Consider the following 15,535-nt stretch of genomic DNA (forward strand, 5'->3'; position numbering starts at 1 on the left):
GTGCCGGATGCGCTTTGCTTATCCGGCCTACCCGTTTCGCGTCAATTGTAGGCCGGATAAGGTGTTTACACCGCCATCCGGCACAATAATCACGAAAAATACTGCTGCAACATCGGCGTGTCATTATCCTGATTAGCCGGCGGGATCGGGTTAATCGGCTGGGTACGGAACGGGATAACCTGCGCGCGACCATCGGTTTTCACAATCTGATAGAACTGCGGCAGATTAAAGTTAATGAAGCTGGAGCCGTAGGTAAAGCGATCGTGCGACGAGGAGTAGAAGCGGCTAACATCGCGAACCAGCTCTTCTTTGCTGCCTTCGCAATGGTGATACACCTCGACCCGATTACTCTCGTCCAGAATGTAGATATTAAAGCCCTGTTCATCACCCGTTTCTTCGAAAAAGAACTGGATGATCCCTTCACTGGCAAAACCATCCACTACAGACGGCAATTTCACGTGATTGGTCTCAACCTGAACGGAAAGACCGTGCAGCTTGTTGTGTGAGATTGCGCCGTAGAACTCAATGGCGTTTTCCAGTTTCTGTACCGACACATTCAAACGCTCAAAGAACAGTCCCCACGTCTGCCCGGCAACGCGCAGCGCTTTGAAGCGACCGGTTTCATGGCGTGTACTGGAAAGGCGCAGCTCAATGCACTCGGACACCAGTTGCTGGACGCGTGTACGGATCAGACCACGTAAATGCTGGCTATAACAGAAGACCTCGACGCTGTCCGGCGGTGCCGCATCTTGATGCATTTTGCCGAGAATCGTTTTTAACGCTTCAATCATCGCCTGCTCGCCGTTGAAGTGCAGCGTACGTACTTCGTTCCACGAGTTGCGGTACAGCAGGTCTACGCTACCGACCAGGCAATTTTGTTCTTCGCCAAAGCTGAAGACGTCCAGCTTACGGAAATCAAAATGCACCACCTGATTGCGGAATGCCGCCGTCGGGTCGTATTCAAGGTTGACGATAATCGCCAGATGGCGAATCTCACACGGGCTGTATAGCGCTTTCGGCGTAGGTGCCGGCAAGCGCAGCGGGAAGTGGTGCGATACGTCAGCGACCATCTCCTGCAGCTTCGGCAGATCGACAATGCCGTTGCCCTTAATAAACAAATGCGTACGTGATGTCAGCAGACCGTTAAACCACGCCCACGCCACCAGTTTGTTCAGGTAGCGGTTATATTCCAGCGGCTGATGGCTGATGATCGAATCCATGTTGGGCGCACGGTTGTAGAGATACCAACCTGAACGGTTAGCACGACCCGGCGGCACATGGATAAAGGTCAGATACGGTTCCGAGAGGTCCGGTGAGATCTGCGGGTTCACCAGCGTCACTTTGCCCGGCAGGGCCTCAAACGCAGCGTACAGCTTACGGGTCAGCACGCCAATGTCCTGCGGGCTGGCGCTGACGCTGAGGTTGTTACGACGTGCAAAGCGGATCAGGTTACGGTAACTCTGCATCATTGCATCGAGCAGTTCGTTGTGCGCTTCACGAACCTGGTCAATCTTCCAGTTGGCGCGGTTATCCAGCATGGTCAGACGGGCGTCGTCCCAGCCCCACTCTTTCACTAACTGACTTAGCACTTCACGACGCCAGCCCACACAGGCGCGCTCGCGGCTCAGTTTCTCGCACACTTTTAAGTAGAAACATCGACGAACTAAATCGAGGCGCGTCGGATCTTCGATTGCCGTGAGGTACTCGGTCACGCGCTCCAGCATCATGCAGTACGGATCGAGACCAAAAGAGACGATCTCGCCGTCGTGCAGGCGCTGTTTAATGTCTTTCGCCAACAGGCGTGGATTGGGGTATTCCCAGGAATACGCTTCCAACAGCAGCGTTTTCAGCACCGCTTTGTACGGGGAGTCGATACTCTTGTACAACTGCCAAAGGCTGGCGCCAAAGTACTCTTCGGCGGAAAGCGAGCTGAGCCCACCCAGATCCAGCCATTCGTTTGGCGTTAACACCCCCTGTGCGTAGAGCGTCATAACGTAATCGTCGTAATGCTCTTCTTCGTCGCCCGGCACCATATTCCATAGAATACGTTTGCCCGCGAGGCGCACGGCGGTGCGATAAAATTCATCAAGCAACAGGATGTGCTGCGTTGAGCCACAGTCTTCACCACCCAGACTGCCGCTTTCATTGTGACGGAAACGGTTTTCATCAATCAGGAAGAAACTGACTTCCACGCCCAGCGAGGCGGCCCAGCTTTCCAGCAGGCTGCATTTACGCTGCAGCAACTGGCGCTCTTCGCTATCCAGCCAGGATTGATGGCAGACCCAGATATCCAGGTCAGAGGAACAGCTTTGCCCGACTGAAGAGGTGCTGCCCATCGAGTAAACGCCGGTAATCGGCAGTTCACCCTTCGGGGGGTCCTGCGGCGACATGCCGCGGTACAGCTCCAGCTCATTCAGGTAGTGACGTTGGGTTTCATCAGGCGTGTAAAAACATATGCCTTTGGGAACGTTACCATCGAGGTAACCCGGCATCAGCGGATGGTGGTAGTGCAATAATGTCGGCAGCAGACTGTATACCTGCTGGAAAGCAGGGCCCATGGCAGCAAGCGCGCGATCGACACGCAGTTGATTTATGGCATCCAGTCTCTGTTTCAGAGTCTCAATATAGAGGTACAAGACGTATCGCCTGATTTTGCTATCCGTCATGGTGTCGACTGCTGCAGCGCATGCGCTTACCAACACTCTTCAGCAATTCGGATAAACCGTATGTCAAAAATAACCGTTACCTTTTTTTCTCCGCACTTTTTTTAGGGAGTACAGCCGAAAAAATGGTCTAAAACGTGATCAATTTAACACCTTGCTCATTGACCGTAAAGAAAGATGCGCTACATACAAGTGTAGCACCGTTCGTTGCGTGTAAATTCCTTCATACGGTCGGGAGGTATCTCGTCATTAATCACTGCCAGTGATGATGCAGCGCCTTTTCGTCTCACTACGTTTGAGCGTAACGCTGACATCCCTTTGATAAGGATGTTAGGATGGTTAATGATTGATAATGACGGTAACAAGCATGTTAGACAATGTTTTGAGAATTGCCACACGCCAAAGCCCCCTTGCGCTCTGGCAGGCACATTATGTCAAAGACGCTTTAATGGCAAATCACCCCGGTCTGGTCGTTGAACTGGTCCCTATGGTGACCCGTGGCGACGTGATCCTGGATACCCCGCTGGCGAAAGTCGGGGGGAAAGGTTTATTTGTCAAAGAGCTGGAAGTCGCGCTGTTAGAAAAACGCGCCGATATCGCCGTGCATTCCATGAAGGATGTGCCGGTCGAGTTCCCTGAAGGACTTGGGCTGGTTACTATCTGTGAACGCGAAGATCCACGCGATGCGTTTGTCTCAAATAAATTTAACTCACTGGATGACCTCCCGGAAGGCAGCATCGTTGGGACGTCGAGCCTACGTCGCCAGTGCCAATTGGCGAAGCAGCGCCCGGATCTTGTTATCCGCTCATTGCGTGGCAACGTGGGCACACGCCTGAGCAAACTGGATAACGGCGACTATGACGCCATTATTCTTGCCGTCGCCGGGCTAAAGCGTTTAGGGCTTGAGTCACGCGTCCGGACCGCGCTGCCGCCAGAGGTCTCTCTGCCAGCTGTCGGGCAAGGTGCTGTGGGCATAGAATGTCGACTTGACGATCTACGTACCCAGGCGCTGCTGGCCCCGCTCAACCATGAAGAAACCGCCCTGCGCGTCAAAGCGGAACGCGCCATGAACACCCGCCTGGAAGGGGGCTGTCAGGTGCCTATTGGCAGCTATGCAGAACTCATCAACGGTGAGATTTGGCTACGTGCGCTGGTCGGTGCACCTGACGGGTCGCAGATGGTGTGTGGAGAGCGTCGTGGTGCACCGCAGGATGCCGAACAAATGGGCATTTCCCTGGCGGAAGAACTGTTAGAGAACGGTGCGCGCACCATTCTGGCTGACGTTTATAACGGAGAAGCACCGGCATGAGTATTCTGGTCACCCGCCCGTCTCCCGCAGGGGAAGAGTTAGTGAGCCGTCTGCGCACACTGGGGCAGGTGGCCTGGAGTTTTCCGCTTATCGAGTTTTCGCCCGGTCGGGAACTGGCAACGCTAGCCTCCCGGCTGTCGGCGCTCACGGAAAACGATCTGGTCTTTGCTCTCTCGCAGCATGCCGTCACCTTTGCCGACGCAGAGCTTTCGCAGCAGGGGGCAAACTGGCCCACTCTCCCGCGCTATTTTGCTATCGGTCGCACAACAGCGCTGGCATTGCATACCGTGAGCGGATGCAATATTCACTATCCGCTGGATCGGGAAATCAGCGAAGTCTTGCTACAATTACCTGAATTACAAAATATTGCGGGAAAACGCGCGCTTATTTTACGCGGCAACGGCGGTCGTGAGCTGATAGGCGAAACCTTAACAGCTCGTGGTGCAGATGTTGATTTTTGTGAATGTTATCAACGCAGTGCAAAACATTACGATGGTGCAGAAGAGGCGATGCGCTGGCATTCACGCGGTGTGACGACGGTGGTTGTCACCAGCGGAGAGATGCTGCAACAGCTCTGGTCTCTTATTCCGCAGTGGTATCGTGAGCACTGGTTACTACGCTGTCGGCTGCTGGTCGTCAGTGAGCGTCTGGCGCACCTCGCCCGGGAACTGGGCTGGCAAGATATTAAGGTCGCTGATAACGCCGACAACGATGCGCTACTGCGCGCATTACAATAACTCTCATAATGGGATGCCATAATGACGGAACAAGAAAAATCCTCCGCCGTGGTTGAAGAGACCAGGGAGGCCGTGGAAACAACGCCACAGCCAGTCAAAGCAGAAAAAAAGAACCACAACAACACCGCACTGATCCTGAGCGCAGTGGCAATTGCGATTGCACTGGCGGCGGGCGTGGGTCTGTATGGCTGGGCGAAACAGCAGGCAACAACGCAAACAGCAACCAGCGATGCGCTGGCGACTCAGCTCATCGCGCTACAAAAAGCGCAGGAAAGTCAGAAGAGCGAGCTGGAAGGCATTATTAAACAGCAGGCCACACAGCTGGATGAAGCCAGTCGACAGCAGGCCGCGCTGGTCAAACAGCTTGATGAAGTCCAGCAGAAGGTCGCCACCATCTCCGGCAGTGATGCAAAAACCTGGCTGCTGGCACAGGCTGATTTCCTGGTGAAACTGGCCGGACGTAAATTATGGAGCGATCAGGACGTTACGTCTGCGGCAGCGCTGCTGAAAAGCGCCGATGCCAGCCTGGCAGACATGAACGATCCCAGTTTGATTACCGCCCGTCGCGCCATCACCGATGATATCGCCAGCCTGTCTGCGGTTTCACAGGTCGACTACGACGGCATTATCCTCAAGGTAAATCAGCTCTCTAACCAGATTGATAACCTACGCCTGGCGGACAACAACACCGACGATTCACCGATGGATTCCGACAGCAGTGAGCTTTCCAGCTCTATTAGCGAATGGCGCGTCAATCTGCAAAAAAGCTGGCAGAACTTTATGGACAGCTTTATTACCATTCGCCGTCGCGATGAAACTGCCGTTCCGCTATTGGCACCAAATCAGGACGTTTACCTGCGCGAAAATATCCGTTCTCGCCTGTTAGTGGCCGCACAAGCCGTGCCACGTCATCAGGAAGAAACCTATCGCCAGGCGCTGGAGAATGTCTCCACCTGGGTACGCGCCTATTACGACACCGACGATGCAACCACCAAAGCGTTTCTTGATGAAGTGGATCAGCTGAGCCAGCAAAGCATCAGTATGAACGTGCCAGACACGTTGCAGAGCCAGACCATTCTCGAGAAGCTCATGCAAACCCGCGTGCGTAATTTACTGGCACAGCCAACAACCTCTCCAGCCGAGGCTGAAACTGCACCTGCACCTGCACCTGCACCTGCACCTGCACCTGCACCTGCACCTCAGGCTGACACGCCGGCAACCGCGCCGCAGGGAGAATAATGATGCTAAAAGTATTATTGCTCTTTGTGCTGCTGATCGCCGGGATCGTCGTCGGCCCAATGATCGCCGGTCATCAGGGATACGTGCTGATCCAAACAGACAACTACAACATTGAAACCAGCGTGACGGGTCTGGTGATCATCCTGATCGTCGCCATGGTCATTCTGTTTGCGATTGAATGGCTGCTGCGCCGTATTTTCCGCACCGGTGCGCATACGCGCGGCTGGTTTGTGGGTCGCAAGCGCCGCCGTGCACGTAAGCAGACCGAGCAGGCTCTGCTCAAGCTGGCAGAAGGCGACTATCAGCAGGTTGAAAAACTGATGTCGAAAAATGCCGATCACGCGGAACAGCCGGTAGTCAATTATCTTCTGGCAGCAGAAGCGGCTCAGCAGCGTGGTGATGAAGCTCGCGCTAATCAGCACCTTGAACGTGCAGCTGAACTGGCCGGGAACGATACAATCCCGGTGGACATCACCCGTGTTCGCCTACAGTTGGCCCGCAATGAGGACCACGCCGCGCGCCACAGCGTCGACAAGCTGCTGGAAGTGACGCCGCGTCACCCGGAAGTTCTGCGTCTGGCTGAGCAGGCTTACATTCGCACCGGTGCATGGAGTTCCTTACTGGATATCATTCCTTCTATGGCCAAAGCACGCGTGGGTGATGAAGAACACCGTGCCATGCTGGAACAACAAGCCTGGGTGGGCCTGATGGATCAGGTTCGCGCCGATCAGGGTAGTGAGGGTCTACGCGCATGGTGGAAAAACCAGAACCGTAAAACCCGTCATCAGGTTGCCCTGCAGGTCGCTATGGCTGAGCATCTGATTGAGTGCGACGATCATGATACGGCACAGCAAATCATCATTGAGGGTCTGAAACGCCAGTATGACGACCGCCTGGTACTGCCTATCCCGCGTCTGAAAACCAACAACCCTGAGCAGATAGAAAAAGTGCTGCGCCAGCAGATTAAAGCCGTGGGCGATCGCCCGCTTCTGTGGAGTACGCTTGGTCAGTCGTTGATGAAGCACGGTGAATGGCAGGAGGCAACGATCGCCTTCCGTGCGGCCCTTAAACAGCGTCCGGATGCCTACGACTACGCCTGGCTGGCCGACGCGCTGGACAGACTGCATCAACCGGAAGAAGCCGCCACGATGCGTCGTGATGGCCTGATGCTGACGCTACAGAACAACACTCCTTCGCAGTGATTCCCTCTTGCCCGGTGGCACTTCGCTTACCGGGCAATCGTATACACAAAATCATTCAAGATGCATCAAGGTGGCAAGTCTGGGAATCCCCAAGAGCTTACATAAGTAAGTGACTGGGGAGACAAATCTGTCAGGAACAGATTTGAACGCTGTTTGCGGCGGCCCCGTAGGGGTGAGGCCCAGGGATGGGCCGAATAACCCAGGCGTAGTCAACAAAGAGGCAGCTTGAAGGATGACGTGTATATGCATAAAAAAACGCCCGCTCTTTTGGAGCAGGCGTTAAACAGGTCTGTATGACAACATAAATGGGTGCTTCACTCAACGTTATGTCCATGGTGTTTGATGAGGCTAACGCGACATCTGTCAGTGGACGATAAGCACCGGAAACGGCTCTGCGTCATTCCTGAGTTTATGAGGCCAGATGGCGAACATAAGAGATGGAATGAGCATCTACACGCATATTATTGCACAAGGCATGCCATGATTGCACTGCAAAAACTAGTTATTCGGACTTTTTAAGACATCAGGTAATTCGGGACATGGCAACGATATCACACAGGTCTTTCTTTGTGTAAGTGCCTGAAAGAAGAGAAAATCAGAAAACAAAAAACCCCGCCGAAGCGGGGTTCAAAATTGGTCGGCGAGAGAGGATTCGAACCTCCGACCCACTGGTCCCAAACCAGTTGCGCTACCAAGCTGCGCTACTCGCCGTTTTACTGCTTTTTGAATTTTTAGTTCAATTCTTTAAGTCGTGGTGCGAGGGGGGGGACTCGAACCCCCACATCCTAAGGACACTAACACCTGAAGCTAGCGCGTCTACCAATTCCGCCACCTTCGCATTTCACAACTTTAAATTAATGGGGTGGCTAATGGGATTCGAACCCACGACAACTGGAATCACAATCCAGGGCTCTACCAACTGAGCTATAGCCACCACTGCAAATCTTTTACGCGGTATTAAAACCACCGCAGCTCTGGCACCCTACTAAATGGTGCGCCCGACAGGATTCGAACCTGAGACCTCTGCCTCCGGAGGGCAGCGCTCTATCCAGCTGAGCTACGGGCGCTTAGCGCCGTTGCGGGGCTGGATATTACGGAGGTCTCGGTCTGCTGTCTAGTGCTTTTTTAAAATAAATTACCGTTTGGTCACGGAATGTGCGTTTTGTCGCTTATTCCTCCAATTTTTGGCTTTCCCCATGCCGATTCAGACCAAAAACCTTATAAATGAGCGTCACAGCCAGTATGAAGCCCATACCCACAAACAGCGACATTCGGGTATCTTCATTAAAATACATGCCGATCAATACGCAAATCAGGAACGCCATCGTCAAATAATTCGCCCACGGGAACAGAATGGAGCGGAAAGGATGGCTGGCAATCGCCTCTTTGTGTGCCTGACGAAAACGCAGTTGGCTAATCAGGATAACAAACCACGGTACCATCCCCGGCAACACACTGGCGCTATAGACATACACAAAGACACGCTGCGGATTCGGAATAACGTAATTCAGGCATGAGCCAATCAGCAAGATAGCGATAGAAATCGCTACGCCAGCAACCGGCACGCCATGACGAGAGACTTTTCCAACAACGGCAGGTAGTTGACGGTTCTTCGCCAGCGCGTACAGCATACGACCACAGCTATACATCCCGCTGTTGCAGCCAGACAGCGCGGCGGTCAGGACCACGAAGTTGATAATCCCGGCCGCAGCGGTAATTCCAATTTTGGCAAACGTGAGAACGAACGGGCTGCCGTTGCTGCCAATCTCATTCCACGGGAAGATAGTGACGATCACAAATATCGCGCCGACGTAGAAAATCAGGATACGCCACAGCACTTTCCCTACCGCGCTACGCAATGTGACCTGCGGATTTTTGGCTTCACCCGCCGTGATGCCGATCAGCTCCACCCCCTGGTAGGAGGCCACCACGATACATAACGCGGTCAGGAAGCCTTTCCAGCCACCGGCAAAAAAGCCGCCGTGCTCGGTCAAGTTGCCGAAACCAATCGCCTGGCCGCCATTACCAAAGCCAAAGAAGATAACGCCGACCCCAATGACGATCATCACAATGATGGTGGTCACTTTGATCATCGCAAACCAGAACTCAATTTCACCGTACAGCCGAACCGCCGCCAGGTTTGCCAACGCCACTAACCCGACTGCAATCAGCGCGGGTATCCACTGTGCCATATCCGGGAACCAGAACTGCACGTAGACGCCAATGGCGGTAATTTCCGAGATCCCCACCGCCATCCACATAAACCAGTACGACCAGGCAGTGAGATAACCAAAGAAGGGGCTCATATAACGGTGGGCATACACCGCGAATGAACCGGCAACCGGCTCCAGAAACAGCATCTCGCCCATGGAACGCATAATGAAAAAGACGAACAGCCCGGCGACAATATAGGCCAACAGAACTGATGGCCCCGCCCATTTGAGGGTGCTGGCGGCGCCCATAAACAATCCAACGCCAATAGTGCCCCCAAGGGCAATTAATTCGATATGACGAGCCTCCAGCCCACGCTGTAGCTCAGGTTTACTTTCTGCCATAAATCCTCTTGTTGTGTTTGTATGCTTTCCGGTATGACCGGTTATCGTTATGGGTACATCGTTTTTTTGCCATAACAGGCCATACGGCGCCGACCGCTTGACGGTTGGCACCCAAAACACCACGGCACTATCATGATTGTTGCGAATGGTTTCCTAAAATCACTTAAATGGCAATTAAAGCATTCAAAAAATGAATAGATTGTTTGAGAAAGCAGCGATTATGTTGTGAATAAGTAGCGCACTCAGCAGAATGCGCTACATACCAAAGAAGGGAGGAGATCAGAGATTGCCGGTATAGTGCCAGCGCAGATAACGTAATAAGCGAAGTTGACGCGTGATACGGCTCGGCTGCGACAGCAAGCGGTACAGCCACTCCAGCCCGAGGTTTTGCCAGACTTTAGGCGCACGTTTTACATGGCCGGTAAAGACGTCGTAGGTTCCACCCACGCCCATATACAGCGCATCGGGATGAACCTGGCGGCAATCACGCATAAAGATTTCTTGTTTCGGTGACCCCATCGCTACGGTAACAATCTGCGCACCGCTGGCGTGAATCCGCTCGAACAGCGCCTGACGCTGCTGCGGCGTAAAATAGCCGTCCTGGCTGCCCACAATGTTCACGTTCCATTGTGTACGCAGTTTTGCTTCCGTCTGCGCCAGCACCTCCGGCTTGCCGCCAATCAGGAAGACCGGCGTTCCTTCCCGGCCTGCTCGTGCCATTAAGGCCTCCCACAGATCGGCACCGGCCACACGTGAAACCTGGGCCTGTGGAAATTTTTTTCGCACGGAACGCACGACGCTGATCCCATCGGCGTATTTGAACTCAGCGGCATCGATCAGCGCGCGTACCTCAGGGTTATCTTCCGCTGTCAGCAACTTCTCAGCATTGATCGCCACCAGCGTCCCCTGCCTAAGATGCCCTTCTGCAAACAGGTAATTCAGCGCATGCTGCATATCGCGCCAGCCAATCAGTTGTAATCCGCGCAGTGAATACAACGGCGCAGTGGTGTTATCAGTCATTACTATCCTTCAACCTGTGTCCGGGGCAGCGATTTTATGCGTTTATGAATCAGTCCGGCACTGTCAAACAGCCAGAACAACAGTTTTGCCACCAGCAAACAGACACCAAAAATCACGAGGAAAAAGACCACTCGCGAGACAAACGAATCCAGTCCTTCACGTGCTAACACGATCATATTGAAAATGGCACCGAAACAGAAACTGTGCAAAATCGCCGACTTGTAGCGGTTTGTTTCCCGGTTACCTAACTCGTACAGCCAGTCGAACCATTTTATGATAAGTCCAACCACAATCGCGCCTAACGGGATAAACAACGCCCCGCCCATCACCACCAGCGAGCCAATTAATGTTGGCGAGATAGCCAGCCCCGAGTGGTTGTTCAACACTTCCCAGGTAAAGTAGTTCGCCGAATTGAGTACGATGCTCGGTCGCCCAGGCCACAGCCAACTGGGGATAAACACATAGAAGTCACGCACGATCGGCGCCAGACCCTGGAACTCAATATTGTGGTAATTCTGCAGCAACAATGCCAGGTTTTCCCACGGCGAGAAGGTGTCGCGCGTCAGATACAGGAAAGTATAGAACGCTTCGTCTCCGCTGACGTTCATGCCGTAGCGCTTCAGCGCCAGCCAGAACATCCCCACAATGCCCAGCACGCCAGCGGCCGCCAGCATCCACAGCGAAATCCAGCCGCGAATAATGCCGATAAACAGGAAGATGGCAAAGGCGATGATGATATTGGCGCGCGTGCCGCCCACAATCATATAGGTCAGCAAGCCAAACGCGACGGTGCTTACCAGAAAAAACAGCCACGCTTTGCTGTCCTGACGCAGGAAGTACACCACCAGCATCGCTGGGATGAAGAAGTAGAAGAAGCGCTTCAACGCCACACCGGAAACTTCACTGGAGAAGATCTGGCTGTAGGACTGCAGTCTGAACAGCAGGAAGCCGTTGTGCATAAAGAATATGCCCACGCTCACTAGCGCAATCGCCATCAATATTATCCACGTCAGATGAGCCTCAACGCGGTTGATAGTAAACAGTGGCTTACGCGGTCTTTCCGCCGTTCGCCTGCGTAAACGGGTTTTATAGGTCACGTAATAGACAGCATAGAAACAGGCGGCTGACAGCAGCGCCTGCAGCAGAATTTCCGGCGGGGCCACCGCCACGTCGAAGCGGAATACCAGCACGCTGGTCAGCGGAAAGCCAAAGAAAAACGTCAATAAAAACAGCAATGAGAAGAACACATTGAAGTTAAAGCGTACCCGTCGGAACTCAAACCAGGTCAACGTGGCGATAAACAGTGTGGAGAGCAGCCACACCACCAGCAGACCGCTGAATTGCATCAGGCTCATACCGTTTCTCCGGAAGCAATTTTCAGCGCGTTATGCCACGGCTGTAGGTAATTCGGGCTAAAGAAGGTAATGGCGCTCTTATCGACCGAGGCCAGCTGACGCTGCGCTTCGCGCACAATACTTTCATTGAGTTCATCGGTGGTAAACAATACCGGCAAGTTTTGCTCTGCCATATCCTGCCAGAAGGGGTTTTCGCGGTTAAGCACACACGGAATACCGGCCTGGATCAACAGACACAAGGTGCCGATCCCCTGCTGACGAGCAAAAATAAAGTAGCCCAAATCGCACTGACGCAGTAACGCCAGATAAGCCTCAAATTCCAGCTTTTCGCTGAGAATGTGCAGGTTTTCCGCACGAAATAATGCCAGTCCAGCCTGACGAACGTCATCGATATACGCCGCATTATCGGCAGGGTAACCCATGGGCACAATCACGTTCACCGTATCGCCAAACTGCTGATGCACGGCGCGCAGCGCGGCAATATGTTCATTGCTGCGGTCGCCGGAGTTTCCCACCAGAATGGTCATTTTCCCGCTGCGTTCACGCCCGTCGCTCATCGTATTGAGCGATGGATCCATGCGCGTCGGGAAATACAGCAGCTCACCGCGCACGCGCGGATGCAGCCCAGCGAAATAGCGCAAATCACCCCGCGTGGCAAACACGCAGCCCACGCGGTTTTGCGCCAGCCGACGAAGCGGATAAAACAGGCGGAATTTCAGTCCACTGGAGACTTCATACAGATCGGCGCCCCAGATGTGCCAGTAAAACTGCTCGGGTTTAATTCCCCCACTCAGCAGTGCCAGCCATAAGCTGGTATTGAACTGACCGTGAAAGAAGAAACGCTGTTGACGATCCGCTTTCGCTTTCTTAATAACCGCCTCTGCCAGCGCCTTTTTCCCGCTATAGAAACTCAGCGATAACGCCGGGCAGCTTTCGCTGAATCCCGCATCCTGACCGGCAACCATAAACACGCGCGCGTGCTCGCTCGTCGCAGCCAGCGAGTCGTTGAAAAACCGCAATACGGTTTGGTTATGGTGAGGGATATCCGATCCCAGAACGTGAATCAGTACTGTCATGCCCGCCTACGCCAGAGTAAAAATACGCCGCAACAGAGAGAAAAATAGACCACATAGGTTGCCATATATGCCTGGGCTGCTCCCAGAGCGCCATGCGCAGGGATCAGCCAGTGGGCAAATGCCGTCAATAACGTGAACTGACTAATTTCAGCCAAAATATAAAACCGTAGCGACGCTTTCGCGATCACCAAATAGCCAAAAACGTAAGCCCCTACTTTCAGGACATCGCCCACCAGCTGCCAGGCAAACAGATCGCGCATCGCGGTAAATTTAGCCGAAAACAGCAGCCAGATAGCAAAGTCACGCAGCAGCCAGACGGTGAAACTCGCGGCAGCAACCGCCGGTAGCACAAACTTCAGCGACTTTACGACCTCGCGCGAAATGTCATGCTTTTCAGTTAAGCGCGACAGCGTCGGCAGCAAGTAAACGCTGAATGAGGCGGTGATAAATTGCAGATACGCATCGGAAATACTGCTCACCCCCTGCCAGATCCCCACGTCATCCCAGCTGTAATGGGCTGCCAGCAGGTTTCGCATCATTACGTACGCCACCGGCAGCGTCACGGAGGTGATCAACGCCATCAGCGTGAACTTGCTTAACTGCCCGGCCAGACCGTTATCCCAGCAGGGTTTCAGGTAGCGCAGTGGGATAGTTCCACGCTTAATCAACATCGCAGCAGCGGGGATCACTACCAGCGCAGGCACCAGCGCCAGCCCTAACAACGCACCTTCGTAACCCCCGAGACGATAGCAACCATAATAGGCCACCACGCCCACCAGGCTACCGACAATCAGCGATAGCGCATTGCCGGCAGCATCGCGAAAACCTTTCATCAGCGCCAGCAGCAGATTCGCCCAGGCTATGCCCATCTGTACCAGTGCAACCAGCCGCACTAACCCTTGATAATGCGTATGACCAAATAAACCCTGGCTGATCGGCGCTGCAGCCAGCAGAAAAAGGGCGGCCATCAGCGTGGAGAATCCCAGCACCATCGCCGAAGAGGTACCGACCACACGGCGTAACTGCGCCGGATCGTCATGATGCTGTGCGACGTACTTCGTGACGCCGTTGAATATTCCGGCCCCCGCCAGTACACCGAGCACAGTAACCATCTGGCGGAAGTTACCCGCCTGCCCCACACCGGCCGGGCCAAATGAAACCGCCAGCAGTTTCACCACCAGAAGGCCCGCACCAATTTTTACCAGCGTACTGGCTGCCGTCCACAGGGACGCTTTAGCAAGCGACATATCAGGCGAAGTAGTTCAGTAAGGTCGTAATCACTGTGCGCTGGTTGACCGGCGACAGATTGTAAAACAGCGGCAGGCGCAGCAGACGTTCGCTCTCCTGAGTGGTGTAACGATCAACTCCGGCAAACTCACCAAATTTATCGCCAGCCGGGCAATCGTGCAGCGGGATATAATGGAATACCGCCATGATTTCGGCTTCTTTCAGGAAGTTGATCAGCGCACTGCGATCGTCGATATCGCGCAGCTTGATATAAAACATATGGGCATTTTGCACGCAATCCTGCGGGATGGAAGGCAGTTCAATACGCCCGGCGCGTGCCAGCGGTTCCAGCGCATCATAATAATTCTGCCACAGCGCCAGACGCTGCTGGTTGATACGATCCGCCGCTTCCAGTTGTGCCCACAGATAGGCGGCCTGCAGATCGGACATCAAATAGCTGGAACCAATATCTCGCCAGGTGTATTTATCCACTTGGCCACGGAAAAACTGGCTACGGTTGGTCCCTTTTTCGCGGATGATCTCAGCACGTTCGATTAATTTTTTATCATTAATCAGCGTGGCTCCACCTTCGCCACCCGCGGTGTAATTTTTGGTTTCGTGGAAGCTAAAGCAGCCAATATGACCAATCGTTCCCAGCGCGCGGCCTTTGTAGGTCGACATCACGCCCTGAGCTGCATCTTCCACCACGAACAGGTTGTACTTAGCCGCCAGTGCCATAATGGTGTCCATTTCGCAGGCAACGCCCGCGTAATGCACCGGTACGATAGCGCGGGTTTTGTCGGTGATCGCCGCTTCAATCAGCGTCTCGTCAATGTTCATGGTATCCGGGCGGATATCGACAAAGACGACTTTGGCCCCACGCAGCACGAAGGCGTTGGCGGTGGAGACAAAGGTGTAGCTCGGCATGATCACTTCATCACCAGCCTGGATATCCAGCAGCAATGCCGCCATCTCAAGCGAGGCGGTACAGGAGGGTGTCAGCAGCACTTTCGCGCTGCCAAAATGTTGCTCCAGCCACTGCTGGCAACGACGGGTAAAGCCGCCGTCACCGCACAGTTTTCCGCTGCTCATCGCAGACTGCATGTATTCAAGCTCGGTGCCCACCACCGGCGGTGCGTTAAATGGGATCAT

The 15,535-nt window shown here is 53.8% G+C and carries 11 protein-coding genes and 4 tRNA genes; 4 read left to right on the forward strand and 11 right to left on the reverse strand.

The window, feature by feature from the left end; translation table 11 throughout:
* Positions 1-89: 89 nt before the first annotated feature.
* Positions 90-2,636, reverse strand: coding sequence for a class I adenylate cyclase (gene cyaA, locus FCH32_RS21960; protein WP_174361535.1), 2,547 nt, complete (start codon positions 2,634-2,636; stop codon positions 90-92).
* Positions 2,637-3,030: 394 nt separating this feature from the next.
* On the opposite strand from cyaA, the gene hemC reads away from it, so the two are divergent.
* Genes hemC through hemY form a run of 4 tightly spaced genes read left to right on the forward strand, consistent with a single transcriptional unit; the run spans position 3,031 to position 7,150 of the window.
* A complete protein-coding gene (gene hemC, locus FCH32_RS21965; protein ID WP_135912796.1) occupies positions 3,031-3,972 on the forward strand; it encodes a hydroxymethylbilane synthase in 942 nt (313 codons plus the stop codon).
* Positions 3,969-4,709 (forward strand): uroporphyrinogen-III synthase, encoded by a 741-nt coding sequence (hemD, locus tag FCH32_RS21970; RefSeq protein WP_096758933.1) that lies wholly within the window; start codon positions 3,969-3,971, stop codon positions 4,707-4,709. The genes hemC and hemD overlap by 4 nt, the downstream gene beginning before the upstream one ends.
* 21 nt (positions 4,710-4,730) lie before the next feature.
* On the forward strand, positions 4,731-5,948 hold the full coding sequence (hemX, locus tag FCH32_RS21975) for a uroporphyrinogen-III C-methyltransferase (protein ID WP_115259848.1): 1,218 nt from the start codon (positions 4,731-4,733) through the stop codon (positions 5,946-5,948).
* A 2-nt stretch (positions 5,949-5,950) separates the two neighbouring features.
* Entirely contained in the window at positions 5,951-7,150 is a 1,200-nt protein-coding gene (gene hemY, locus FCH32_RS21980; RefSeq protein ID WP_174361541.1) for a protoheme IX biogenesis protein HemY, read from the forward strand.
* 634 nt (positions 7,151-7,784) lie between these two features.
* Here hemY and FCH32_RS21985 read toward each other — a convergent pair.
* From FCH32_RS21985 to rffA, 10 genes are all read right to left on the reverse strand, one after another.
* A tRNA-Pro gene (locus FCH32_RS21985) sits at positions 7,785-7,861 on the reverse strand.
* Between the two features lie 41 nt (positions 7,862-7,902).
* Positions 7,903-7,988, reverse strand: a tRNA-Leu gene (locus tag FCH32_RS21990).
* Between the two features lie 20 nt (positions 7,989-8,008).
* A tRNA-His gene (locus tag FCH32_RS21995) sits at positions 8,009-8,084 on the reverse strand.
* A gap of 56 nt (positions 8,085-8,140) precedes the next feature.
* A tRNA-Arg gene (locus FCH32_RS22000) sits at positions 8,141-8,217 on the reverse strand.
* A gap of 102 nt (positions 8,218-8,319) precedes the next feature.
* On the reverse strand, positions 8,320-9,705 hold the full coding sequence (thrP, locus tag FCH32_RS22005; protein ID WP_115259850.1) for a bifunctional threonine/serine APC transporter ThrP: 1,386 nt from the start codon (positions 9,703-9,705) through the stop codon (positions 8,320-8,322).
* A 279-nt stretch (positions 9,706-9,984) separates the two neighbouring features.
* Positions 9,985-10,725 carry a lipopolysaccharide N-acetylmannosaminouronosyltransferase gene (gene wecG / locus FCH32_RS22010; protein ID WP_096758936.1) on the reverse strand — a complete coding sequence of 247 codons (741 nt, stop codon included), beginning with the start codon at positions 10,723-10,725 and terminating at the stop codon, positions 9,985-9,987.
* Between the two features lie 2 nt (positions 10,726-10,727).
* Entirely contained in the window at positions 10,728-12,080 is a 1,353-nt protein-coding gene (gene wzyE, locus FCH32_RS22015) for an ECA oligosaccharide polymerase (RefSeq protein ID WP_096758937.1), read from the reverse strand.
* Positions 12,077-13,156, reverse strand: a complete 1,080-nt coding sequence (locus FCH32_RS22020) for a TDP-N-acetylfucosamine:lipid II N-acetylfucosaminyltransferase (protein ID WP_174361536.1) — start codon at positions 13,154-13,156, stop codon at positions 12,077-12,079. Before FCH32_RS22020 ends, wzyE begins: the two co-directional genes overlap by 4 nt.
* Entirely contained in the window at positions 13,153-14,403 is a 1,251-nt protein-coding gene (gene wzxE / locus FCH32_RS22025) for a lipid III flippase WzxE (RefSeq protein ID WP_096758939.1), read from the reverse strand. The genes FCH32_RS22020 and wzxE overlap by 4 nt, the downstream gene beginning before the upstream one ends.
* Before the next feature lies 1 nt (position 14,404).
* A complete protein-coding gene (gene rffA / locus FCH32_RS22030) occupies positions 14,405-15,535 on the reverse strand; it encodes a dTDP-4-amino-4,6-dideoxygalactose transaminase (protein ID WP_096758940.1) in 1,131 nt (376 codons plus the stop codon).

The sequence above is a fragment of the Citrobacter gillenii genome (assembly GCF_013337685.1).
GTDB classification, from domain to species: Bacteria; Pseudomonadota; Gammaproteobacteria; order Enterobacterales; family Enterobacteriaceae; genus Citrobacter; species Citrobacter gillenii.

Bases quoted from the DNA above. Each gene is read 5' to 3' on its own strand.
- wzyE (WP_096758937.1), bottom strand. From the start codon at position 12,080: ATGAGCCTGATGCAATTCAGCGGTCTGCTGGTGGTGTGGCTGCTCTCC.
- wecG (WP_096758936.1), bottom strand. From the start codon at position 10,725: ATGACTGATAACACCACTGCGCCGTTGTATTCACTGCGCGGATTACAA.
- hemX (WP_115259848.1), top strand. From the start codon at position 4,731: ATGACGGAACAAGAAAAATCCTCCGCCGTGGTTGAAGAGACCAGGGAG.
- wzxE (WP_096758939.1), bottom strand. From the start codon at position 14,403: ATGTCGCTTGCTAAAGCGTCCCTGTGGACGGCAGCCAGTACGCTGGTA.
- thrP (WP_115259850.1), bottom strand. From the start codon at position 9,705: ATGGCAGAAAGTAAACCTGAGCTACAGCGTGGGCTGGAGGCTCGTCAT.
- hemY (WP_174361541.1), top strand. From the start codon at position 5,951: ATGCTAAAAGTATTATTGCTCTTTGTGCTGCTGATCGCCGGGATCGTC.
- hemC (WP_135912796.1), top strand. From the start codon at position 3,031: ATGTTAGACAATGTTTTGAGAATTGCCACACGCCAAAGCCCCCTTGCG.
- FCH32_RS22020 (WP_174361536.1), bottom strand. From the start codon at position 13,156: ATGACAGTACTGATTCACGTTCTGGGATCGGATATCCCTCACCATAAC.
- rffA (WP_096758940.1), bottom strand. From the start codon at position 15,535: ATGATCCCATTTAACGCACCGCCGGTGGTGGGCACCGAGCTTGAATAC.
- hemD (WP_096758933.1), top strand. From the start codon at position 3,969: ATGAGTATTCTGGTCACCCGCCCGTCTCCCGCAGGGGAAGAGTTAGTG.